Below are 23,007 nucleotides of genomic sequence, written 5' to 3'. Positions count from 1 at the left end.
TGGCACAGTTTTTACTTCAAAAAGGGTAAATAAAAATAAAAAAGAAAATAAAAATATGACAGGTTATTATTTAATTTTAGGAGCGTTAATGCTCGTGAGTTGGTTAGTTTCGGCCAGATTGAAGTCGAAATTCGAACATTATTCTAAACTTCATCTCAGAAATGGAATGTCTGGGAAAGAAATTGCCGAAAAAATGCTTCGTGATAATGGAATTCATGATGTGCAAGTGATTTCGGTTCCTGGTCAATTAACGGATCATTATAATCCAGCAAATAAAACAGTAAATTTATCAGAAGGAGTTTACATGCAAAGAAATGCAGCTGCAGCAGCGGTTGCCGCTCACGAATGTGGTCACGCTGTGCAACATGCAGTTGGTTACTCTATGTTGCAACTTCGTTCTAAACTGGTTCCGCTAGTAAATATTAGTTCTACGCTTTCTCAGTTTGTAATTTTTGCAGGGATTTCGGTAATGATTGCTTCCAGAAGCATTCAGAATCCTCAAGGAAACACTACGGTTTTGGCGATTGGTGTTTTCCTTTTTGCGGTAACTACACTTTTTGCGTTCATTACTTTACCAGTAGAGTATGATGCGAGTAAAAGAGCGCTAGCTTGGTTAGAAAATTCAGGAACATTAGGCAGAGAAGAACATTCTGCAGCTGAAGATTCTCTAAAATGGGCAGCTAGAACTTATGTAGTGGCAGCGCTAGGCTCATTAGCACAATTGCTTTATTGGGCATCTATGCTTTTCGGAGGAAGAAGAGAGTAATCTTATTCTAAAAACTTAAAATTTACATATTGAATCTCGGACAAAAGTTCCGAGATTTTTTCTTTTTCTGACAAATTGAGCTTTGCGGTAATTGTACAGTCTTCTTGCGCATCAAAATTCAAGACTTTCGCATCAAATTTATTGAGAAGAGAAAAAATGATGTTTTGTTGAGGGAATTTAAAATGAATTTCTAGTTCGGTTTCTAGTTCTTTGGTGATGATTTCGGCATGTTCCAAAGTATATTTGGTGCTTTCTTTATAGGTTTTTACCAAACCAGAAACGCCTAATTTGGTTCCACCATAATAACGAACGATGACTACTAAAATATTGGTAAGATTGTGAGCGAGAAGTTGATTGTAAATAGGTAGACCAGCACTTCCAGAAGGTTCGCCGTCATCATTTGCGCGGTAATTTTCACCATTAATTCCTATTCTGAATGCATAACAATGATGTGTAGCTTTAGGATGTTCTTCTTTTAAGCTTTCTAAAGCAATTTTGAGTTCCTTTTCGTTATTGACAGGAAATGCAAAACCGATAAATTTGCTCCCTTTTTCTTTGAGCAAAATATCTCGTACTTCAGATTTTATGGTGGTGTAATTGTATTGCATAAAAAAACACCTCAAAAGTATGAGATGTTTTTTGTTTTATAAAATTTAATTTTAGTTTTTAATCAATTTTAATGTTTCTGTGCTGGTTTTTAGTAAATAAATTCCAGTATTAAGGCTAGAAACATCAAAGTTGTTTTGTCCTTTTTTAAGGTTAAACTTCTTAACTAATTTTCCTTGAGAATCATAAAGTTCAGCATCTTGACTGAGAGGAGAAAGTATATCAAGAGAATTTTTTACCGGATTAGAAGTCAGTAAAAGTTTATTTTTTGATAATTCTTCTGTGCTCAGATTGGTGCTTTGTACTGCTCCGGTAAGTGTTCCGTTTCCTGAAGTGAGATTCCCTCCACAATTTCCTTCTGTAACAGCGGTGTTTTCTGTCCAAACGCCTAATGTTAAATTTGGTGGATTAGGTATAGAAGCAGAAGTATTATGATAAATGAGATATGGATTAATAAAATCTCCATTTCCAGTATCCGCTAAAAATTCCCATCTGTTATCATTGTTGTTCCAAGAAATTTGGAATTCGCAAGTTCCTACACCGCTACAATCTTGTGCGCCATCAATTGGAGTGGTTTGGTAAACATTTCGTCCGTTAACATCTGTGCTCGTTTTAGTGAAAACAAAAGTTTGATTGTCAAATAAATTAACACATCCCGAAAATGTAATCGTTTGTGAATAAGCAAAAGATGTAAATAAAAGAAAGATTAATAGTTTTTTCATGTCTCTGCTTTTTAATCTCTTGGTGGGAAAATACCTTCTGTTGCAATGTAATATCCAATTGATAAATATGGTTGCATATTATTTACTGGAGTTCCGTTTCCTGTATTTCCAACCATTGAAGGATTCATGATGGTGTTTGCTGCGGCATTAGAATATTCTTTGTCTAATGTTTTAGTATCTGCTAGTAAATTTCCGGTTGGAGAATTTTGATTTCCTTCTGTACTTACCGCATTTACACTATGATTATGAGGAGGTAGATTAGATATAGATAAGGTGTTGGTTTCTGTACCACCCATTTCTCCTAAGGTTTTTGGGGTTAAGCCGGGCCCATTTCCTGGTCCTACTACAATTCTGCCTCTTAAATCTGGTAGAGCAAAAGTGGTAACGCCATTCCCTCCATAAGTAGTTCCTATCAGTGCGAATAATGCTGTGTATTGTGCAATGGGCAATAGTCTGCCGTCACATGGCATCCAGCCTCTTGGTGCAAAGTTGAATGCATAAATAGAAATTTGCCCGATATAAGGCTCCGCTTGTGCTTTCACAGTAGTTGTACTGCTGAAAAATACAATTACAAAAAATAATAGAATTTTTTTCATGTGTAAAAAAGTTTTTTGGTTACTACACAAATTTAACTTAAATATAGTTATGTTTATGAAAAAAAATGTTAATATTTTATAATTATATTTTTTTGTTTTATTCTATTTGTAATAATAAGTATAATTATTTTGAGAATAAATTATTATTTTAATAAATGATTAGCGGTTAAATAAATTTGAAATAAAAGTTATGTATTTCGAAAAATTACCAATTTATTATCTCTAAAAAGCTTTTCTTCAGTCGATTTTCCATTAAATTTCGGAGCTTTTGTACCATTTTCTAATAGGAAATTTTCATTTTTTATTATGATGGTTTCGTCCCAAAGATTTTGGTCAATAAAAGTTTGTAAAGTTCTGCTTCCTCCTTCTACTAAAACCGATTGAATTTGGTTTTCGTAAAGTTTCTGCATTAATTCTTCCGTGAAATTTTCTTTAGAAATTTTGATGAATTTTACATTTCCTTTTTCTACCTCTTTTTCTTGATTGAAAACTAGAGTTTGCGCTTCATCATTATAAATTTTAAAATTTCTGGGAACTTTTAAATCAAAATCAATCAAAATTCTCACAGGATTTTTACCTTCTACTAGTCGAGTAGTTAAGCTAGGATTGTCATTCAAAGCTGTTTGAGTTCCCACCAAAATAGCATGCTCCTCGCTTCTGATTTGATGTACAAATTGAGAAGCTAATTCGTTGGATATTTTTGTAGGTTTAAAGTTTTGGTCAATAAAACCGTCTTTGCTTTCAGCCCATTTTAGAATCAGATAAGGACGTTTTTTCTCATGGAAAGTGAAAAATCTTTTGTTTAAATCTCTGCAGTCTTCTTCCAAAATTCCAGAAATGGTTTCTATTCTTGCATCCATAAGAATTTTTTTGCCTTTTCCGTTTACTTTATCATGGCTGTCCATGGCACCAATCACTACTTTCTTAAAACCAATTTCTTTTAATTTCAATGAACAAGGCGGTGTTTTCCCGAAATGCGCACAAGGTTCTAGGGAAACATAAATGGTAGATTCTGGTAAAAGTTCTGGATTTTGTACAGAATTGATGGCGTTTATTTCTGCATGAGGTTCACCCGCTTTTTGGTGAAAACCTTCGCCGATGATGACATCGTTATGAACAATTACTGCACCAACTAAAGGATTTGGATAGGTTTTTCCAGTCGCTTTTTTGGCAAGTTCTATACAGCGTTTTATGTAAGTTTCGTGATTCATTTTATTTGAAAAAAAAATCCGAAAAAAAAATCCGGAATTAGTTTGTTTTTAGAGTTACAGAAGGAATGGTCATGGTGATGATTCCTTCTAAAAGTTTATTTCTTTTTTTGCCGATTGTTTTTTCAAAACCTTTAGCATCGCCAGTAGATTTTTCTTTGTAGGCAATAATCATAAAAGTATTTTCTTCGCCTAACAGAATGTTTCTAAATCTATAAATGTTATAATCTGCCAATTCTTGTTCTGGAGCTTCCGCTTTTTTATCTTTTGGAACATTGGTGGTAATAAAATCTACTACGAATTCGGTTCCATTAGGATTTTCGGTAACATTGTAAGTGCAATACTTATCAGTTTCTGCTCTTCGGTCGAGTTCTTCTGTTTTTTGATAAGTAGCTTCTTTAGCGTCAATATTTTTATTGAAAAAATAAATGGTAATTACCGCAGAAGCATCTTCTATTCTTTCGTCTTCTAAAATGTATTCTTGTACAAATTGAACTTTAGATTTTTGCTGAGCAGAAGCCAATACATATTTACTTTCGTTAAAAGTAAGTTCTGGCACACCAATTAAGTCTTCGGCGTTTTGTGAATAAAAAATCCCCGAAAATAGTAAAAGTACAACTATCGAAAACAGTTTACGCATCATGTTATTCTCCCGAAATAATGTGGTGAAGGCTTTGTTTTAACATTTCTAACTGAGCTTTTTTGTCATCAATCTTATCAAAAGTATCTTTCAATAAAGGATTATCACGAGATACTTTGCCAAAGAAGCCTAAGTTGTTTTCTAATTTTACAATTTCTGCTTCTAAATCAGCTACTTGATTTTTGATTTTTCTAGCTTTATCAGTTAATTGAGATTCAGTAAGACCTTCTTCTTTCAAATCAAATTCATTGATTTTGTTCAGTCTTAATTTCTCTCTCATCGTTTTATTAAACTCTGTATTGATAGCCATTTTATCTCTTGGTACTTTTCCGATGTTGTTCCAAGCAGTTTTAATGTTTTCAATTTTTTCTACGCTTCCTTCTTCGTCGCCAATTTCTTTTAATTCATCTAAAAGTGCACGTTTTTGTCTGTAATTTTCTTTCCAGTCGTCTGTTACAGCATTGTTTTTAGTTCTGTAATTATTGAAAAACGTGTTGCAAGCTTCACGGAAATCATCCCAAACTTTATTGGTCATACTTCTAGGAACGTGACCTATTTTTTTCCAGTCTTCTTGTAATTTTTTGAACAATGGAACTGCAATTTCCCAATCTTCAGAATTCATATTATCCTGAGCGGTTTGTATGAGCTTCAGTTTTTCTTCTAAATTGGTGTGCTGAGAGTTTTTAAGCCCTTTGTAGAATTCATTTTTCTTTGCGTTGAAAGCTCTAAGCGCTAATTTGAATTCGTTCCAGTTTTGGTTAGAAATTTTTCTAGGAACGCTTCCTAATTTTAAGAAATCTGCTCTTAGACTTTCTACGGTGTTGATGGCGTTTTGCCAATAGTTATGATTCGGAGCTTTATCAGGAGAAGTCAGTTTTTTAATCGTTTCGATGATTTGATTTTTCTTCTCAAGATTTGCTTGTTGTTCACCTTCGATTACAGCTAATAATTCTGATTTTCTTTCGTGAATTTTGTTCGAAATTTCTTTGAATTCTTCCCAAGTTTTATCACGGAATTCTTCAGCAACTGGTTCTGCTTCTTCTTTCCAAAGTTTGTGTAAAAACTGTAATTCGTTTAATGCTTTTTGTACTACAGGTTCGTTTTGTAATTCTTTGGCTCTGGCAATAATATGCTGTCTTTTTTCTAGATTATGTGCATATTCTTGCTCTCTGTATTCTTTATTTAAGTCTAACATTTGATAGAAATTATTCAAATGGTAGAAATAATTATTGTTAAGATTTTTGAATTCTGATTTTGCTACTTGTCCAGCGTTGCTCCATTCTTCTTTAATTTCTCTGATGGCTCGGAAAAGATTGGTGTTTGGTTCAGAATGCGTGTAAAGATTTTTTAATTTTTCTATGATTGAGATTCTCTTTTCGAGATTGTCTTTTTGCTCAGATTCTTGTTTTCTGTGGAAAACATCATATTTTTCTTTGAAAATATTGCTCAGTGCAGAAACTTTTGATTGAAGAGGATGTTCATAATGTGCATCTGCTTCTTTTTGGTCTTCACTTTCTAGGTTTATTTTGTGAAGAAGCATTTCTTTTACTGCATTAAATTTTTTATGATTAGCTCCTGCATCTTCTGCATTAATCAGTGCTTCTAACTTGGTCATTAATTCTCCCGAAGTCATTTTTTCATGTTCGTGGTGTTCTACCATATCATGAGTTTCTTCTTCATGAACTTCTGAATCATGGCTTTCTTGAGGAGCAACAGATTGATTAGCAGTTTCTTCGTTTGGATTTACAATGTTCTCTTGAGCTTCAGAATTAGGGTTATCTGTAATCATAGCAAATTAATTTTAAAAGTAATATGCTTTTTCAAACACTTTTTTTGAATGTTTGAACGCATTTCGGCACTAAATTAAGGGTTTTTTATGAAATATGCAATTTTTTTGAAAGCGATAATTGTGCTCACTTTCAAAAAATACATCAGTCTAAATCTGTGATGGCTCAGAAGTGTTTACAGTTCTTCATTCCAAATTTCCCAAGCTTTTTCGGCTTGTTGTTCTAGCATGAAATAACCGTTAATGGTTTTTGCGCCTTTTTCGGCAGCATTTTTTAGAAATTTAGAAAGAGTAGGGTTGTAAATTAAATCGATAACGAGATGATTTTCAGTTATGTTTTCAAATGGGAAGTGAAGCGTTTCTTCAACATTAGGAAAAGTTCCAACTGGTGTACATTGTATGATAATGAGGTTTTCTAGAACTTGATTTTCAGTAAGATTCTGATAATTAATTTCTGTAGTTCTAGAAACGGTAATAAACGGAATATTATTTTTTTTTAATACAAATTGAACGGCTTTTGCAGCACCACCATTTCCTAAAACGATGGCAGATTTTTGGTGTGGCTTCTTGTGCAGAAGAAGTGTTTTTTCAAATCCAAATGCATCAGTATTGAAACCTTTTGTTTTTCCGTTTTTGATGGAAATACAGTTGATGGCGCCAATTTCTTGGGCTTCTTCGCTCAGTTCGTCTAGATAAGGAATAATTTGTTCTTTGTATGGAATGGTCACATTAAGTCCTACAAGATTTTCGGTCTGAAAAATTTCAGGAATATTCTGAAGATTTTCTATGTCAAATACTTCATAGGAATGGTTTTTCAAGAAAAGTTTTTGAAATTTCTGTTCGAAATATTTTTTTGAAAACGAGTAGGAAATATTTCTTCCTACCAAACCTAATTTTACTGATTTTTCCATAGTTCAAAGGTAATAAAAAAGGCTGGAAATTTTTCCAGCCTTGCAATGATTTGTATCAAGTTTATTCTATGATTAACTTTTGGCTTTGATTATCGTAGGTGATAATGTAGTTGCCTTTTGGTAAGTTTTTAAGAGTAAGTTTATTGGTTTTAGCAAAAGGTTTTACGGCTTCGTAAACTAATTTCCCGTTCATGTCATACACTTTTACATTTTCCACTCCTTGAATGTTTCCTTTAAAGAAAACCTCTTTGTTTTGAACAGGATTTGGATAAATGCTGATTTCTGAATTTATATTTTCATTAGGCATCATTCTCGCAGTTCCTGTTGGGTTTACAGTGCCAATATTAGAGCAAGTATCTACAGTGTAAGAAGTCCACTCAGAAGCCAAATAAGTAGTTCTAGGTTTAGAAACGTTTCTTCTCAATGTTACATCTAATGCAAAATTCGCTGATGAACCAGAAGTTCCGATAATGTCAATCAAAACATTATTTTTGAATAAACCTACTGTATCATTTCCATTAAAATCTAAATTTGTAGTTTTTAAATTGATGGTTCCGCCACAAGTAAGTGCGTAAGAACTATGAGCCACTACATAAGTGGTATTGTTGGCCAAAGTTCCAGATAATGTAGTAACTGCAGTCCAAGATGTAGAACCGTTTACTTGTTTTTTGATAGAATAAGCAGATAATGCGATTGAAGAACCCGTTCTATTGCTTATTTCAATGGCTTTGTTATTACTGCTTCCTTCTAAATATTCTGAAAAATATAACTCTGTAAAAGTTGCAGCGGCTGTAGTAGTTAAAGATAAAGCGGTAGAACTTGCAGAAGAATTCCCAGCAGCATCATAAGCTTGAACAGTAATAGAATAAGTAGTTCCAGCTGTTAAACCAGTTAAGCCATAAGATGTAGAAGTAGAAGTTCCAACTTGAGTTCCGTTTCTAAAAATTTTGTAACCTGTAACGCCAACATTATCAGTAGAAGCCGTCCAAGAAACTGTAGCCGAAGTTTGGGTAATGCTACTTGAAGTTAATCCAGAAGGTATAGATGGTGCTGTAGTATCAGCTGTATTGTTTGTAGTAGTTAAAGATAAAGCGGTAGAACTTGCAGAAGAATTTCCTGCCGCGTCATAAGCTTGAACGGTTATTGAATAAGTAGTTCCAGCTGTTAAACCAGTTAAGCTATAAGATGTAGAAGTAGAAGTTCCAACTTGAGTTCCGTTTCTAAAAATTTTGTAACCTGTTACACCAACATTATCAGTAGAAGCCGTCCAAGAAATTGTAGCCGAAGTGGTGGTGATAGAACTAGATGTTAAATTAGTAGGAATTGTAGGAGCAGTAGTGTCTGTAGAAGTTCCACCCCAGATTAAACCTACATATTCAGGTTTATCAATAAAAGGATTTCTGTTTCCTTGAAAAGTGTAAGATGCATTATTTCTATTAATTTCTGCTTGAGAAACTGGGTCTAAATTATGCCAAGCTAAAAGTACGTCTCTTTCCCAAGTTTGTAAACCTGGATAGGTAGATGTTCCTAGCATATTACCAGTACTGAACCCAGAAAGTTTAGATTCATATCTTGTTACAAAGTAGAAAATCATTCTCGCGATATCTCCTTTAAATTCGTCAATTGGTTCGAAAACAGTTCCTGTGTAACCTGCAGAAACAGAATTTCCTAGTTTTCCTCCATTTCTAGAAGTGAAAGTTGCAGTTCCAACTTTACCGAAAGGATAATTGCTTCTCATTCCGTTTACTTTTCCATCTGTAGCTCTAATAAAATTAATGTCTGAAACCATAGGAGAAGCCTGATTAAATAAACTCTGAGGAATTACGTGTTCTCTGTTATAACAATCTCCTTCTACTGAATAAGTTCCACATTGGTCTGTAGTGACAATGAACTTGTAAGGGTCTGTTCCAGATGGATTTTCTGAATACATGTCTAAAATGCTTCCATCATTTTCGTAGTTTTTGTCAATGTCCGTAGTTTTGTAAGCAGTCCATAATCCTGCATATCCCTTGTCTACATGCCCATTGGTAATGATTGTTGATAGTTTAGTCTTGAGTGCGGCTCCCGATAAACCTGCTGCACTGTCATAATATCCAGTTGGAATTTGAGAAAATAGAGAGGTGCTTATTAAGCAAAGCACCATGAATAGGTAATTTTTTGTCTTCATATGACTTTGATTTTTAGTCTTTCTAAGTTAATCAATTTTCTATTAACATAAATTAGCATTTGCTTAATTTTTCTCATTTATTTTTAAAAATTACGTAACACTTTGATTTTCTTTAAGAAATAATATATAATAGAAAGTGTTTATGGATTGCATAAAAAAGCCAAAGCAATTGCTTTGGCTTGTAGAAGAAGTTTTCTTTATTGTAAGATGACTTTATGAGAGTTTGTATCTGTTTTAATAAGGTAAATTCCTTTTGGTAGTTCACTTACTTTTATGGAGTTATTCTTAATAAAAGGTTGATTTACTTTTTTGATAAGTTTTCCATCAGTTGAATATATTTCTAAAAATTTTATGTTTTTTAGATTTGTCCCACTAAAGAAAATTTCTCCATTTTTTACAGGGTTTGGATAGATTGTAAATTCTTTGTCTATGTTTTGATAAGTGCTCAGTGTAGATGAAGGGTTTACTATTCCCAGATTATCACAATTAGGTGTGGTAGAAGTAATTGTATAAGAATCCCACTCCGCAATATTAAAAGTAGTAGATGGGGTATTTATTTTTTTTCTTAAATCTACATCTATAGCGAAGTTAGCAGTATTATTTAATGTTCCTAATATATCTATCAGTGTACCAGATTTAAATAGTCCAATGGGGTCATTGCCATTAAAATCTAGAGGAGCATTTGCGGATTGTGCTGTAAAGGTGCAAGATAAAGCTGTAGAAGCGTTTTTGAGGACTAGTGTAGAGTTTGGATTTAAATTCCCTGAAAGGACTAGCTCATTTGTCCAGCTACCTGCACCATTTGCTTGTTTTTTTATGGAGTAATTAGAAAGAGCAACCACTGAAGAGGTAGGATTGGTGATTTCTAAAACTTTATTATTGCTTAAACCTTCATAATATTCAGAAATATATAATTCATTTCCAGGTGTAGTTCCGCCACCTCCAGATGTTGCAGTAGTGGTTCCAGAAACAGTATTACTTGCAGTGGAAGTGTTTCCAGCAGCATCTTTGGCAATAATATAAAAATTATAAGTAGTAGACGAGGTTAAGCCTGAAATTGTAGCAGATGTTCCAACTACAGAAGTCTTAAGTACGCTGTTCATATAGACATCATACCCAGAAACGCCAATGTTATCTGTTGAAGCAGTCCAACTTAATGCAATAGAACTAGAAGTTACTGTGCCTAATGTTAAATTACTAGGTGAACTAGGCGCTTGAGAATCTGCAACGGGTGTTCCCCAAACTGAATTTACATATTCTGGATGGTCTATGTAAGGGTTTCTGTTTCCTTGAAATGTATATGAAGCATTATTTCTATTGATTTCTTCTTGAGAAACAGGGTCTGCATTATGCCAAGAGAGTAAAACGGCTAATTCCCAATCTGTAAGTCCAGGGAAAGTATTGGTTCCAAGGATATCTCCAGAAGTAAATGTAGATAGTTTAGACTCATATCTAGTTACAAAATAAAAAATCATTCTTGCTACATCTCCTTTGAATGCGTCAATAGGTTCAAATACAGTTCCTGAATAGTTAGGAGAAACAGAATTACCAAGTTTAGAGCCATTTTCAGAGGTGTAACTTGCGGTTCCTACTTTACCAAAAGGGTAGTTGCTTCTCATTCCATTTACCTTTCCATCTGTAGCTCTAATGAAATGGATGTCCGATACCATCGGTGTATCACCGTTACCATTATTATCTACATCAAATAAACTTTGAGGAACGATATGTTCTCTGTTATAGCAATCTCCTTCTACTGAATAAGTGCCACATTGGTCTGTAGTAACGAGGAATTTATAAGGGTCTGTTCCGGTGGGATTTTCAGAATAAATATCTAAAATACTGCCATCATTTTCAAAAGTTTGATCAATATCTGTAGTTTTGTAGGCTGTCCAAAGTCCAGAATATCCTTTGTCAATATGTCCACTCGTAATAATTTGTGAAAGTTTAGTTTTCAGTGCGGCTCCAGTTAATCCTGCTGCAGTGTCATAGTAGCCATTAGGAACCTGTGCCTTAATCATAGAGAATAAGACAAGGAATAGTAAATTTAGCTTCTTCATTTTAAGAAATTTTTAGGGGGGTGTAAAATTACTATTTATTAGATATATTTTTATATGAATTTTGTTAGTTATATAAAAAAGAGCCTAAATTTAAATTTAGGCTCTCATTATTTTTTAATTATTGAAATTACTCAACCAAGAATTTGAAAGAATTATTATCAAATTTTAATAGATACATTCCTTTAGTAGTATTTTTAAGTGAAATGAAATTTTTATTGCTAAAAGGCTTTTCAATTACTTGAACTAAAATTCCATTTACGTTATAAATTTCTACTCTTTTAATTTTTTCAATATTTTTTCCTGTTACATAAAGGGTATTATTTTTAACAGGATTAGGGTAGATGTTAAATGCTTGAATGTTATTTTCAGCAGTTGCTAAGTTAGTGTAGCAAGTCCAAGAAAGATCATCAAAGGCAACTCTACCTCTAGAACCAGAACCCGTTGCACTGTTATCTGTAATGCTGATGGTAGTATTTCCGGCAATATTAATATTAGGAATTGTAGTGGTGGTAACTGTAGATGAATAAGGAATGGTTCCAATCATATCTCCATTAATATAAAGATTGAATGTTCCAGGGTTTCCAGCAAATTTCATTTGTGTAGTAACGGTTAAACTAGAAATCCCTCCAGAAATGGTAGATGAACTAAGGCTTCCGTCTTCAATAGTAATGGCTTTACCATTGATTGTCTGATCTGTTCTAGAATCTACTGCAGTCCATGTGATTCCATTATTTGTCCAAGTATTAGTGGTGTAGGAAGACGAAGCGGCGGGAATGCTTTCAAAATTTTCAGTGCCGCAAGAAGTTGGAGGAGTCTCGCCACCACTTGATGCGGTAGTAGTTCCATTTACACTATTACTTTGTGTAGATAAATTTCCTGCTGCATCTCTAGCAATTACATAAAAAGCATAAGTAGTAGTAGGAGCTAATCCACTTATTACAGCAGATGTAGAAGTTACTGTTGTTACATAATTTCCGTTTACATAAATTTCATACGCAGAAATACCTACATTATCGCTAGATGCTGTCCAAGAAAGAGAAACGGTACTAGAAGTAGAACCAGTAACAGATAAATTAGTAGGTTGAGATGGAGCTTCAGTATCAACTGAAGGAGTAGAACCGCCCCAAACTAAATTTACGAAACTAGGATTGTCAATATATGGATTTCTATTTCCTTGATAGGTGTAAGCTGCATTATTTCTATCAATTTCTCTTTGAGAAACTGGGTCAGCCGCATTCCAAGCTAATAATACTTGTAATTCCCAGTTTTGTAAACCTGGATAAGCAGAACCGCCTAACATATTTCCTGTAGAGAATGAAGAAAGTTTAGATTCATATCTTGTTACGAAATAAAATACCATTCTCGCAATATCTCCTTTAAAAGCATCTATTGGTTCGAAAACTACACCGCTATAACCAACAGTAGTATTTTTACCCAATTTAGAGCCGTTTTGAGAAGTAAAAGTAGGAGATGTAACTACGCCAAAAGGATTATTACTTCTCATTCCGTTTACTTTTCCATCAGTAGGAGGGATGTGGTGAATGTCTGAAACCATAGGAGAAGCAGAACCAAAGAAACTCTGAGGAACTAAGTGTTCTCTATTATAACAATCACCTTCTGTGCTATAGCTACCACATTTTTTTACACCATGTTGGTAAACATAAGGGTCTGCTCCAGAAGGATTTTCTGAATACATATCTAATACAGAACCATCGTTTTCGTAGTATTTATCTTTATCAGTGTTTGGGTAGCCATTGTATAAATTGTCATAAGATTTTGCTTGGTGACCACTTGTTATAATTTGGCTTAATTTTGTTTTAAGAGCAGCGCCAGTTAAACCAGCCGTTCCGTCATAGTAACCAGTAGGGATTTGAGCAAAGATATTTGCTACAGAAAATAGTAGTCCTACAATAAGTAAAGTTTTAATCTTCATAATGTTAAAGTAATAAAAAGGGACACAAAGTTAACATAATTATCAATAGGATAATTAATTATTTTCAATAATGTTCTCTTTATTAATTTTTGAGAAGATCCAAGAAACAGAAATTCCAAAGAAAAGTCCTATTAAAGCCACATAGAAATAATTAGGCCAGAAAATTTTTACAGGAAAAGGTAATGTTTCAGTAGCTTTGAAAATGCCAGTTTGTATTTGGACAACACAAATAATCGTCCCCAAAATCAAACCAGAGATTACCCCAAACAGTACAATAAGTAAACCAGTGTTGAAATAAGTCTTTCTTAAATCACTAATTGTAAAACCTAAAGAAATCAATGATTTAGCTTGGTCTTTTTTATCCAATTGAAGAATAATAATAGCACCAGCAAGGTTAAACGTAGTAATAAAAATCACCAAAGCAAAGATGAGGTAAATCATCAGTTTTTCGGTGTTAATCATTTTCCAGAAGGCAGCGTTTTCTTCTGCTTTTGTTTTTATGGTGACTTGATTGCCGAGTTTATTTTGTAAATCTTCTTTTACAGCGTCTGCTTTTTCAGGATTTTTTAGTTTTATGGCAATCTCGTAAGCTGAATTTTTAGGCAAGTTCAGTAACTCCGAGGTCAGTTCCAGCGGAGCGATAATATAATTGTTCAACTGGTCATTTCCAGGGAAAATTCCAGTAACATAAATATCTCTTTTGTTGAAAATATCTTCTTCTTTATTGATGATTCCTTTGCCAGGTTTTGGCATAAAAAGAGTCGCTACATTTACATCATTAGCTACGGGAATTGCCAATCTGTTGTTCAGTTGAGCTTCCATAATCACTTCATTCATAAATTTAAATGAAGGATAACTTCCGTAGAAAATATTTTTGTCAATAGGGTTTACTTTTACATAAGCAGAGTCTACGCCTCTTATGTAAGCAATTTCTCCTGTGTTTTTGTAATCGATATAGACTTTTTCTTCAATCATTTTAGAGAAATGACTGATTTCATTTTCAGATTTCAGGGTAGAAGTTACTTTTTGAATATTGGGAATAACTTTTCCTTGAGTGCTTTTCAGGGTAAGATCAGCATGAAGGTTAGAAATAAAATCTTTGTTGAGGTCTTCCAATCCAGAAAAAACCGAAATAATAATAAACATAGCGGCTACCGCAACCATCATAGCAAAAGCAGCCAATCCTGTAATAAAACTTACAGCTTGGCTTCCTTTTTTAGCAATGAGATATCTTCTCGCGATATAAAAAGCGGTATTTCCTTTGGCCATTTTTTATAAAATAGGATTGTCTCCTAGACCTTTTAGTTCTTTTTCTATACGTTCTACATCATCTAATGTAGTGTCTAAATAGAAATTAAGTTCAGGAATAATTCGCACTTGTTTTGCCATTTTCTGACCAATAAAATTTCTGTAGAAAGACTTATTTTCGTCTATCTCCTTCATAATTGGCGTTCTAAATTCTTGCGGAAAGATGCTCAAATAAATTTTAGCAATGCTTAAATCTGCCGTTACCTTTACATCAGAAACGGTGATTAGAAAATTTTGTTTGCTCTCTGAAGCGAGTTTTCTAAAAAGTTCAGCAAAATCTTCTTGAATAATCTGTGCTACTTTTCTTTGTCTGTTACTTTCATTCATGTTGCAAATTTAGTATTTTTGTTTGAGATTTTGGGCGTGTCCTTTTCTTTTTGCCAATCGCAAGGTCTTGACCATAAAAAGAAAAGGTCGGTATTCGTCTCCCACTTTTTTCTAAATTTTTTATCAAAACCTATGCCTTTGTAATAAAAATTTAGAAAAAGAGTTCCGCCTACTCCCTCACGCAAACTAAGATTTTAATAGAAATTAAGTAAAAAATTACCACATCATCATGAAAATAGAACACTTAGGAATCGCCATTAAAAGTTTAGAAACATCAGACAATCTTTTTGCAAAACTTCTTGGGAAAAGCAACTATAAACAAGAATCCGTAGAAAGAGAAGGTGTAACTACCTCTTTTTATCAATTAGGAGAAAGCAAAATAGAACTTTTGGAAGCAACCAATCCAGAAAGTCCTATTGCGAAGTTTATCGACAAAAAAGGAGAAGGAATTCACCATATTGCTTTCGGAGTAGAAGATATTAGAGCTGAAATAGAAAGATTAAAAGCAGAAGGTTTTGTTTTTATTTCCGAAGAGCCAAAAGATGGCGCAGACAATAAGTTGGTGGTTTTCTTACATCCTAAGTCTACAAATGGGGTTTTGGTAGAATTGTGCCAAGAAAAACCTTAATTTTTTTTTGAATTTTCCGAAAAAATCTTACATTTGCACACCCAATTGAAATAAAGATATTTTATCATAAATATTTGGCCTTGTAACTCAGTTGGTTAGAGTAGCTGACTCATAATCAGCAAGTCCTTGGTTCGAGCCCAAGCTGGGCCACAAAATCCTCAGAATTTCTGAGGATTTTGTTTTTTTATCAATTGAGTTGTCTTTTTACCAATTATTAATACCGTTTTCTAGTATTTTGAAATAATTTTCTTGGTCGAATGTATATAAATCTGGTGCTTTATGGGCGCCTCCTTTTCTTTTTTCATCTAATTTTTTAAGAATTCCTATATTTTTAATTTTTCTGTAAAAATTTCCACGATTCAAGGTTCTTCCAAGAATGGCTTCATACAATTTTTGAAGCTCTGAAAGTGTGAATTTTTCGGGTAACAAATTCAATCCTATGGGTTTATAAGAAATTTGTTCTCTGAGTATGTTGAGTGCTTTTTCTATGATTTTTTTGTGATCCATCGTGATATTCTGACTTTCTAATTCATCTAGAATAATCCAGTCGCAAGATTCACTTAATTCATCACCAATTGGTGAAACATCTTTATGATTTACCAATGCATAATAACCCACAGAAATAAATCTTTTTTTGTGCCACAAATCATCAGGGAAATCTTTGAAGGTTTCTTCGCTTCTATTCAATTCACTGAAAACCGCAAATTCTTGAAGAAAAATTTTATCCAATTGAGTTCTTTCTCGCAAAATTCTAATGGCGGCAGATTCTAAATTTTCTTCTTTTTTCAAATAACCGCCAGGTAAAAACCATTGTTGGTTAAACTTCATTTTCAGAAGTAAAACTTTCAGTTGATCTCCGTTAAAGCCAAATATTACTGTATCCACAGAAATATGCGGAACATACATTTCATAAGCTTTCTTAGAATTATTGATGATGATTTCTTTAAAATCCATAGTTCGTTTCTCTCTACAAATGTAATATTAAATCATAAAATAAATCAAATTAAAATTTTTCAATTTTTTCTTTGAAGGTTCAGAAAATCAATGTAATATTGTAATGCTTCTAATTGAAGCAATGAAAATATAAAACTTTATTCCAATGAAAATATTAAAAACCATTACAGTAGCTCTAATTCTGAGTTTCGCTGTAGTTAATGCACAAGAGAGTTTAGATTTTTCTGGTAAAAAAGAACTCGTTTCGCCAGAAGTTAAAGGCAGTAGTATCACTTTTCGGTTAAAAGCTCCCGAAGCAAAATCTGTAAAATTGATGGGAAATTGGCTTCCGCCAAAAGGTTGGGAACATGGAACAGTTGATTTACAAAAAAAGGAAGGCGGAGTTTGGGAAATTACTCAAGATAATCTTCAACCAGATTTATACACCTATTCATTTATTGTAGATGGCGCAAAAGTAGATGATCCTAATAATGTGTATTTGGTGAGAGACATTGCTAATGTGATGAATATGGTTTATATAGACGGACCAAAATCTGAAAATTATAAAGTTCAAAATGTACCACACGGAACAGTTTCTAAAAGATGGTATCCTTCAAAAGGATTGAAAACTGATAGAAGAATCACCATTTATACACCAGCTGGTTACGAAAATTCTAAAGAAAAATTGCCCGTTTTATATCTTTTACACGGAGTTGGCGGTGACGAAGAAGCTTGGATGACACTTGGTAGAGCTTCTCAAATTTTAGATAATCTCATTGCGCAAGGAAAAGCGAAACCTATGATTCTGGTAATGACTAACGGACATACCAGCAATGCAGCAGCTCCCGGAGAAAGTGCCAAAGGTTTTTATAAACCGGTAATGATGACTCCAGATGTTTTCAATGCAGATATGGAAACTTATTTTAAAGAAATTATAGATTTTACAGAAAGTAATTACAGAGTAAAAACTGATGTCAACAGTAGAGCTATTGCAGGTTTATCGATGGGCGGTTTTCATTCGCTTTATATTTCTGCTAATTATCCTAAAACTTTTGGTTATGTAGGTTTATTTTCTCCCGCTGTAATGCCTCCTCAAAATGCTACTTCTGAGATTTATAAAAATTTAGACGAAAAGTTAAAAGCACAATTCAGTAATCAATTCAAACTTTATTGGATAGGAATTGGTAAAGATGATTTCTTGTATAAAAATATGGCGGATTTCAGACAAAAATTAGACGGAATGAACTTCAAATATCAATATGTAGAATCTGCAGGTGGACATACTTGGAGCAATTGGAGAACTTACCTTAATGATTTTCTGCCATTATTATTCAAATAAAAATTTAATCAAATTCTTATGAAAAATTCTAAAATTTTTGCGCTGCTTTTGGCTTCAATGCTAAGTTCATCTATCAACGCTCAAAATACCATCGCCAATAATGGAAAAACTTTTATTGATTTAAATAAAAACGGAAAATTAGACCTTTGGGAAGACATCAGATTGTCTGTTGACAAAAGAATTGATGCCATTATCAAACAAATGACTAATGAAGAAAAAGCATCACTTCTTATCGGAATCGGAATGCCTGGTTTTACAGAAAATTTTCAAACGGTAGGAAATTCTGTAAAAAATAAAGTTCCTGGTGCAGCTGGTGGAACGTTTGCTTTAGAGAGATTTGGGATTCCTTCTGTAATTGTTGCAGATGGACCAGCTGGACTTAGAATTAATGCAACCAGAGAAAATGATAATAAAACCTATTACGCAACCGCATTTCCTGTGGGAACTTCTCTGGCTTCTTCTTGGAATACTGATTTGATAAAACAAGTGGGAAAAGCTATGGGAAATGAAGTGAAAGAATATGGTGTAGATGTACTTTTGGCTCCTGCTCTTAACATTCACAGAAATCCTTTGTGTGGAAGAAATTTCGAATATTATTCAGAAGATCCTTTAATTTCTGGAAAAATTGCAGCAGCTTATGTAAACGGAATTCAAGAAAATGGCGTAGGAACTTCTATCAAACATTTCGCTGCTAATAATCAAGAAACCAATAGATTAACCATTGATGAGCAAGTTTCTGAACGTGCAATGAGAGAAATTTATCTCAAAAATTTCGAAATTGCGGTCAAAGAATCACAACCTTGGACGGTGATGTCTTCTTACAATAAAATTAATGGCGTTTATACTTCGGCGAGTAAAGATTTATTGACGACAATTTTACGTGATGAATGGGGATACAAAGGTTTGGTAATGACAGATTGGTTCGGTGGTTTTGAAGGATTCGAAGCGATTATGAAAAAACAAAGCAGCGATGTAGTAGCACAGATGAATGCAGGAAATGATTTGCTAATGCCCGGACTTTCCATTCAGAAAAAAGAATTAGTAGATGCTTTAAATTCAGGGAAATTATCTCAAGAAATAGCCAATAAAAATGTGAAAAGAATTCTGGAATTGGCGTTTAAATCTCCAGTTTTTACAGATTATAAATATTCAAATCAGCCGAATTTAACTCAAAATTCTCAAGTAGCAAGAAATGCCGCTTCTGAAGGAATGGTTTTGCTGAAAAATGACAATAATGCGTTGCCTTTTTCTTCAAAAAATGAGTTGGTTTCAGTTTTTGGAGTTACTTCTTACGATTTTATTACGGGAGGAACTGGTAGTGGAAGTGTAAACAATAAACATACAGTTTCGCTTCTAGAAGGTTTGAATAATGCAGGTTTTAAAATAGACCAAGAATTGGCCAATTTATATGTTCCTTTTGCCGAAAAAGAAGCTTTAGCCGAAAAAGAAAGACGCAAATCTCAAGGAATTTTGGCTTTACCACAACGTTTGCCAGAAATGGAAATGACGGATGATTTTATCAATAAACAAGCAGAAAATTCTGCGATTGCGTTTTTAACTTTAGGTAGAAATTCTGGTGAAGGTGGAGATAGGGTTGTGGATAATGATTTTAATCTTGGAAAAGACGAAATTTCTTTAATTGATAAAGTTTCTAAAGCTTTTCACGAAAAAGGCAAAAAAGTGGTGATGATTCTGAATATTGGAGGAGTAATAGAAACTGCTTCTTGGAAAGATAAAGTAGATGCTATTCTTTTGGCGTGGCAACCCGGACAAGAAGGTGGAAATTCCGTAGCAGATGTTTTGGCAGGAAAAGTAAATCCTTCTGGTAAATTAACGATGACTTTCCCAATGAAATATGAAGATACACCTTCTGCTAAAAATTGGCTCGGAACTCCTGCTGAAAATCCAAAAACAGTGACTTATGAAGAAGGAATTTATTTGGGTTATCGTTATTTCAATACATTTAAGGTAAAACCTTCTTATGAATTTGGCTTTGGGAAATCTTACACAGATTTTTCATATTCTGATTTGAAATTAAGCAATTCAACTTTTAAAAATAATTTGAAATTAACCGTTAAAATCACCAATACTGGAAAAGTTTCAGGTAAAGAAATTGTAGAATTGTACCTTTCTGCTCCTCAAAAATTGGTAGATAAACCGAATGCAGAATTGAAAGCTTTTGCCAAAACAAAAGAGTTAAAACCTGGCGAAAGTCAAATTGTTACAATAGAATTAAAGCCAGAAGATTTGGCTTCATTCGTTACAGCGCAATCTTCTTGGATTGCCGAAGCTGGAACATATAAAATTTCTATTGGCGCATCTTCTTTGGATGTAAAACAAAGTGCAGAATTTCATTTGAACAAAGATATAATTGTTAAAAAAGTACAACCTGTTTTTAAGGCAGAAAAAGAGTTTTCAGATTTAAAATCTAAAAACTGATTTTAACTTTTCATATAATATAGTTTTGACCTCATTTATTGAGGTCTTTTTTTTAGAATTTTTAATATAATGTAATAAAATTTGTTACAATTAAAAATTTTTATATCTTTGCATCAGAAATGAACAATACTCGATTTTCCACAGCGCTTCATATTATGACTATTCTTGGTAGTAAACCAGAAGAATGGCATACTTCTGATTGGTTAGCTGGGAGCATCAATGTAAATCCTGTAATCGTAAGAAAAGAAATTTCTGTACTGAGAGAAGTAGGTTTGGTTGAAAGCAAAAAAGGGAAAGAAGGTGGCACTAGATTAGGGAAAAACCTCAACCAAATTACAATTGCCGAAATTTACAATGCCGTAAAAAACTCAGAGGTTTTAGGTAAAAAAAATCAACATCCTAATCCGAAATGTGAAGTGGGGAAGGTGATTAATCAGCATTTGGATCTTCTTTTTTCTGAAACAGATGAGGTAGTGATGAATTTCTTAAAAGAAAAATCTTTGAAAAATTTTATAGAACAATTCAAATAAAATTTTTTAAGCATAAATGTAACAATTATTATTACAATTTAAATTATATAAAAATGAAAAAAGTCGCAATCATTGGTGCAACAGGTTTTGTAGGCACTCAAGTAGTAAAAGAATTAGCAAATAGAGGATATTTTGTAAATGCATTGGCTAGAAATACTTCTAAAATCGAAGAGTCAGAAAATGTAAAAGCAGTAACTGCAGATATTTATAATACAACTGAATTGTCAGAAATCCTAAAAGGAAATGACGCGGTGATTAGCGCATTCAATCCGGGTTGGACGAATCCTAATATTTTCGAAGATTTCTTAAAAGGAGCGACTAGCATAGAAAAAGCGGTAGAAGAATCTGGTGTAAAAAGATTTATTACCGTTGGTGGAGCAGGAAGTTTATACATCTCCGAAAACCTTCAATTAATAGATACACCAGAATTTCCAGCGGAGATTAAACCTGGTGCAGAAGCAGCCAGACAATATTTAGAAATGATTAAAAAGAATGAGAAGCTAGATTGGACTTTCTTTTCTCCAGCCATAGAAATGCATCAAGGAACGGCAGGTGTAAGAAAAGGAACCTATAGAACTGCGTTAGAAAATCCTGTTTTTGATGAAAATGGAAGAAGTGTTCTTTCTGTAGAAGATGTAGCCGTAGCTTTGGTAGACGAATTAGAAAATAATCAGTTTGTGAAACAAAGATTTACAGCGGCTTATTAATCCATTAATATTTGAAACTGACTCTAATGAGTCAGTTTTTTATTGGTATTCGTCTCTTATTTCTTTACTTTTTGCAAAGCAAACTGGCGAAGAATTTTCATTGATAATGATTTCCTTCTTTTCCTTGGAATTCTTTTTTGTAGACTTCTGTTTGTCTTTTTTAGGAACTTTGTCTTTTTTCATGACCCAAAATTTTCACTAAAGTTAAATAAAAAAAGCATCCAATCAAGTGGATGCTTTCTTCAAATTTTATATTTCGATTTTTATAAATTCAGAAATAATTTAGGGTTTACTGGTGTGTTGTTTTTATGAACTTCGTAATGCAAATGTGGACCGGTGCTTCTTCCTGAATTGCCAGATTGTGCGATTACTTCTCCTGCTTTTACACTTTGGTTGGCTTTTACATTAATTTTAGAAAGGTGAGCGTAAAGCGTTGCTAAACCATTGCCATGACTGATGATTACACAGCTTCCGTAACCACTTTTTTGACCTGCAAAAATCACTTTTCCAGTAGCAGTACACATTACATCGCTACCATAACTTACGCCATAATCTATTCCTTTGTGGAATTGCATTTGGTCTTTTTCAGCAGGAGCAGCGTTTTTTGATGCTACGTTAACGTTGCTTTTGTTGATTACATTTCCAGCGCTGTCTTTTTCTATTTTTTCAGATGAAATAGCAAGAGGTCTTGCAGAAGCGAGTAGGATTTTCTTAGACGGAATAGGATTTTTTCTCATCCCAAAATTAGAAGAAAGAAAACCGTTATTTATTGGGTGACCAACTGGAACTTGCTGTAAACGTTTTTCTAATTCTACAAGATATTCAGAATATCTAGAACTCTGATTGGACAGATAAACCGAACTAGATAAGCTGTCTCTAGATAGTGCTTCTATACTTAGATTAGAGGCGTTTTTTGCCTTTAAATAATTGTTGATTGTTCTTACTGTATTGTCTACAGCGGCTAAATCATTTTTTAATTTAAAGAAATCTAAGCTGTCTTTTTGGGTGTTGATTTTTACTAAATTGACTTGATAGTTTTTGTCATCTTTTTCTGAATATAATTTTGCAATAACAAAACTTTGCAGAAGGATAACGAAAAGAAGTGCGCCCATGAATAGCTGAACATTCTTCTTTTTTATAAAAAATTTCTTCATTACTTTTTTCTCAGTTTTTCAATTTTTAGCGACGCCAAAATTAATTAAAATATTTTAAATCAATGTTTTTGCTCATCCAAAAACGATGAATTATGATAAAAATTATGCCAAAGTATTGTTAATAAAAGTATAAAATTGTTAAAAATAATGGTTTATTATTGCTTTTATTATACTTGAAACTCAGTAGGTAGAGTCAATCGGTGAAATCTATTTTTGTTAATATGATTTTTTTAAGGTTTAGCTTCTCACT

Annotated in this window: 21 protein-coding genes and 1 tRNA gene; 7 read left to right on the top strand and 15 right to left on the bottom strand. The window is 33.2% G+C overall.

The features are described from left to right. Positions 1–55 precede the first annotated feature (55 nt). The gene (locus ACT53I_RS07895) at positions 56–766 is read left to right on the top strand and encodes a zinc metallopeptidase (RefSeq protein ID WP_476079238.1); all 711 of its coding nucleotides are present in this window, start codon (positions 56–58) and stop codon (positions 764–766) included. Between the two features lie 2 nt (positions 767–768). Here ACT53I_RS07895 and ACT53I_RS07890 read toward each other — a convergent pair whose 3' ends face one another. From ACT53I_RS07890 to rbfA, 12 genes are all read right to left on the bottom strand, one after another. Continuing rightward, positions 769–1,374, bottom strand: a complete 606-nt coding sequence (locus ACT53I_RS07890; protein WP_476079237.1) for an IMPACT family protein — start codon at positions 1,372–1,374, stop codon at positions 769–771. A 51-nt stretch (positions 1,375–1,425) separates the two neighbouring features. Further along, positions 1,426–2,094 (bottom strand): T9SS type A sorting domain-containing protein, encoded by a 669-nt coding sequence (locus ACT53I_RS07885; RefSeq protein ID WP_476079236.1) that lies wholly within the window; start codon positions 2,092–2,094, stop codon positions 1,426–1,428. Positions 2,095–2,105: 11 nt separating this feature from the next. Beyond that, a complete protein-coding gene (locus ACT53I_RS07880) occupies positions 2,106–2,690 on the bottom strand; it encodes a phage tail protein (RefSeq protein ID WP_476079235.1) in 585 nt (194 codons plus the stop codon). Positions 2,691–2,878: 188 nt separating this feature from the next. Next, complete coding sequence (gene ribD / locus ACT53I_RS07875) at positions 2,879–3,901, bottom strand: bifunctional diaminohydroxyphosphoribosylaminopyrimidine deaminase/5-amino-6-(5-phosphoribosylamino)uracil reductase RibD (protein ID WP_476079234.1); 1,023 nt, start codon at positions 3,899–3,901, stop codon at positions 2,879–2,881. A 37-nt stretch (positions 3,902–3,938) separates the two neighbouring features. Then, positions 3,939–4,541, bottom strand: coding sequence for a hypothetical protein (locus ACT53I_RS07870; protein ID WP_476079233.1), 603 nt, complete (start codon positions 4,539–4,541; stop codon positions 3,939–3,941). 1 nt (position 4,542) lies between these two features. Continuing rightward, entirely contained in the window at positions 4,543–6,327 is a 1,785-nt protein-coding gene (locus tag ACT53I_RS07865) for a DUF349 domain-containing protein (RefSeq protein ID WP_213196649.1), read from the bottom strand. Positions 6,328–6,500: 173 nt separating this feature from the next. Beyond that, the gene (locus tag ACT53I_RS07860) at positions 6,501–7,235 is read right to left on the bottom strand and encodes a shikimate dehydrogenase family protein (protein WP_476079232.1); all 735 of its coding nucleotides are present in this window, start codon (positions 7,233–7,235) and stop codon (positions 6,501–6,503) included. Between the two features lie 61 nt (positions 7,236–7,296). Further along, positions 7,297–9,402 (bottom strand): endonuclease, encoded by a 2,106-nt coding sequence (locus tag ACT53I_RS07855; protein WP_476079231.1) that lies wholly within the window; start codon positions 9,400–9,402, stop codon positions 7,297–7,299. Positions 9,403–9,599: 197 nt separating this feature from the next. After that, positions 9,600–11,459 (bottom strand): endonuclease, encoded by a 1,860-nt coding sequence (locus ACT53I_RS07850; protein ID WP_476079230.1) that lies wholly within the window; start codon positions 11,457–11,459, stop codon positions 9,600–9,602. Between the two features lie 127 nt (positions 11,460–11,586). Continuing rightward, entirely contained in the window at positions 11,587–13,392 is a 1,806-nt protein-coding gene (locus tag ACT53I_RS07845; RefSeq protein ID WP_476079229.1) for an endonuclease, read from the bottom strand. A 54-nt stretch (positions 13,393–13,446) separates the two neighbouring features. Beyond that, on the bottom strand, positions 13,447–14,661 hold the full coding sequence (locus tag ACT53I_RS07840; protein ID WP_374451190.1) for an ABC transporter permease: 1,215 nt from the start codon (positions 14,659–14,661) through the stop codon (positions 13,447–13,449). Positions 14,662–14,664: 3 nt separating this feature from the next. Further along, entirely contained in the window at positions 14,665–15,027 is a 363-nt protein-coding gene (gene rbfA, locus ACT53I_RS07835) for a 30S ribosome-binding factor RbfA (protein ID WP_069797170.1), read from the bottom strand. Positions 15,028–15,256: 229 nt separating this feature from the next. On the opposite strand from rbfA, the gene mce reads away from it, so the two are divergent. Continuing rightward, positions 15,257–15,655: a methylmalonyl-CoA epimerase gene (mce, locus tag ACT53I_RS07830; protein ID WP_213189717.1), complete on the top strand. Its 399-nt coding sequence runs from the start codon at positions 15,257–15,259 to the stop codon at positions 15,653–15,655. A 76-nt stretch (positions 15,656–15,731) separates the two neighbouring features. Further along, a tRNA-Ile gene (locus ACT53I_RS07825) sits at positions 15,732–15,805 on the top strand. A 54-nt stretch (positions 15,806–15,859) separates the two neighbouring features. Here the strand turns inward: ACT53I_RS07825 and ACT53I_RS07820 are convergent. Beyond that, positions 15,860–16,609, bottom strand: a complete 750-nt coding sequence (locus ACT53I_RS07820; RefSeq protein ID WP_476079228.1) for an NUDIX hydrolase — start codon at positions 16,607–16,609, stop codon at positions 15,860–15,862. Positions 16,610–16,754: 145 nt separating this feature from the next. On the opposite strand from ACT53I_RS07820, the gene ACT53I_RS07815 reads away from it, so the two are divergent. The 4 genes from ACT53I_RS07815 (at position 16,755) to ACT53I_RS07800 (ending at position 21,603) form a co-directional block, all read left to right on the top strand. Beyond that, on the top strand, positions 16,755–17,927 hold the full coding sequence (locus tag ACT53I_RS07815) for an esterase (RefSeq protein WP_476079227.1): 1,173 nt from the start codon (positions 16,755–16,757) through the stop codon (positions 17,925–17,927). Positions 17,928–17,945: 18 nt separating this feature from the next. Beyond that, positions 17,946–20,366 (top strand): beta-glucosidase, encoded by a 2,421-nt coding sequence (locus ACT53I_RS07810; protein ID WP_476079226.1) that lies wholly within the window; start codon positions 17,946–17,948, stop codon positions 20,364–20,366. A gap of 119 nt (positions 20,367–20,485) precedes the next feature. Then, entirely contained in the window at positions 20,486–20,896 is a 411-nt protein-coding gene (locus tag ACT53I_RS07805; protein WP_476079225.1) for an Rrf2 family transcriptional regulator, read from the top strand. 53 nt (positions 20,897–20,949) lie between these two features. Then, positions 20,950–21,603, top strand: a complete 654-nt coding sequence (locus tag ACT53I_RS07800; protein WP_476079224.1) for an NAD(P)-dependent oxidoreductase — start codon at positions 20,950–20,952, stop codon at positions 21,601–21,603. Between the two features lie 39 nt (positions 21,604–21,642). Here the strand turns inward: ACT53I_RS07800 and ACT53I_RS07795 are convergent, their stop codons facing one another. Together ACT53I_RS07795 and ACT53I_RS07790 are read right to left on the bottom strand one after the other, a co-directional pair. Further along, complete coding sequence (locus ACT53I_RS07795) at positions 21,643–21,786, bottom strand: hypothetical protein (protein WP_158005944.1); 144 nt, start codon at positions 21,784–21,786, stop codon at positions 21,643–21,645. An 80-nt stretch (positions 21,787–21,866) separates the two neighbouring features. Then, entirely contained in the window at positions 21,867–22,757 is an 891-nt protein-coding gene (locus tag ACT53I_RS07790; protein ID WP_104793273.1) for a M23 family metallopeptidase, read from the bottom strand. Positions 22,758–23,007 lie beyond the last annotated feature (250 nt).

The organism is Cloacibacterium sp. DMC96 (genome assembly GCF_056313765.1).
Note: the sequence above shows the minus strand (reverse complement) of the source record. Positions and strands in the feature narration are given on the sequence as shown.

Bases quoted from the DNA above. Each gene is read 5' to 3' on its own strand.
- ACT53I_RS07895 (WP_476079238.1), top strand. From the start codon at position 56: ATGACAGGTTATTATTTAATTTTAGGAGCGTTAATGCTCGTGAGTTGG.
- ACT53I_RS07890 (WP_476079237.1), bottom strand. From the start codon at position 1,374: ATGCAATACAATTACACCACCATAAAATCTGAAGTACGAGATATTTTG.
- ACT53I_RS07885 (WP_476079236.1), bottom strand. From the start codon at position 2,094: ATGAAAAAACTATTAATCTTTCTTTTATTTACATCTTTTGCTTATTCA.
- ACT53I_RS07880 (WP_476079235.1), bottom strand. From the start codon at position 2,690: ATGAAAAAAATTCTATTATTTTTTGTAATTGTATTTTTCAGCAGTACA.
- ribD (WP_476079234.1), bottom strand. From the start codon at position 3,901: ATGAATCACGAAACTTACATAAAACGCTGTATAGAACTTGCCAAAAAA.
- ACT53I_RS07870 (WP_476079233.1), bottom strand. From the start codon at position 4,541: ATGATGCGTAAACTGTTTTCGATAGTTGTACTTTTACTATTTTCGGGG.
- ACT53I_RS07865 (WP_213196649.1), bottom strand. From the start codon at position 6,327: ATGATTACAGATAACCCTAATTCTGAAGCTCAAGAGAACATTGTAAAT.
- ACT53I_RS07860 (WP_476079232.1), bottom strand. From the start codon at position 7,235: ATGGAAAAATCAGTAAAATTAGGTTTGGTAGGAAGAAATATTTCCTAC.
- ACT53I_RS07855 (WP_476079231.1), bottom strand. From the start codon at position 9,402: ATGAAGACAAAAAATTACCTATTCATGGTGCTTTGCTTAATAAGCACC.
- ACT53I_RS07850 (WP_476079230.1), bottom strand. From the start codon at position 11,459: ATGAAGAAGCTAAATTTACTATTCCTTGTCTTATTCTCTATGATTAAG.
- ACT53I_RS07845 (WP_476079229.1), bottom strand. From the start codon at position 13,392: ATGAAGATTAAAACTTTACTTATTGTAGGACTACTATTTTCTGTAGCA.
- ACT53I_RS07840 (WP_374451190.1), bottom strand. From the start codon at position 14,661: ATGGCCAAAGGAAATACCGCTTTTTATATCGCGAGAAGATATCTCATT.
- rbfA (WP_069797170.1), bottom strand. From the start codon at position 15,027: ATGAATGAAAGTAACAGACAAAGAAAAGTAGCACAGATTATTCAAGAA.
- mce (WP_213189717.1), top strand. From the start codon at position 15,257: ATGAAAATAGAACACTTAGGAATCGCCATTAAAAGTTTAGAAACATCA.
- ACT53I_RS07820 (WP_476079228.1), bottom strand. From the start codon at position 16,609: ATGGATTTTAAAGAAATCATCATCAATAATTCTAAGAAAGCTTATGAA.
- ACT53I_RS07815 (WP_476079227.1), top strand. From the start codon at position 16,755: ATGAAAATATTAAAAACCATTACAGTAGCTCTAATTCTGAGTTTCGCT.
- ACT53I_RS07810 (WP_476079226.1), top strand. From the start codon at position 17,946: ATGAAAAATTCTAAAATTTTTGCGCTGCTTTTGGCTTCAATGCTAAGT.
- ACT53I_RS07805 (WP_476079225.1), top strand. From the start codon at position 20,486: ATGAACAATACTCGATTTTCCACAGCGCTTCATATTATGACTATTCTT.
- ACT53I_RS07800 (WP_476079224.1), top strand. From the start codon at position 20,950: ATGAAAAAAGTCGCAATCATTGGTGCAACAGGTTTTGTAGGCACTCAA.
- ACT53I_RS07795 (WP_158005944.1), bottom strand. From the start codon at position 21,786: ATGAAAAAAGACAAAGTTCCTAAAAAAGACAAACAGAAGTCTACAAAA.
- ACT53I_RS07790 (WP_104793273.1), bottom strand. From the start codon at position 22,757: ATGAAGAAATTTTTTATAAAAAAGAAGAATGTTCAGCTATTCATGGGC.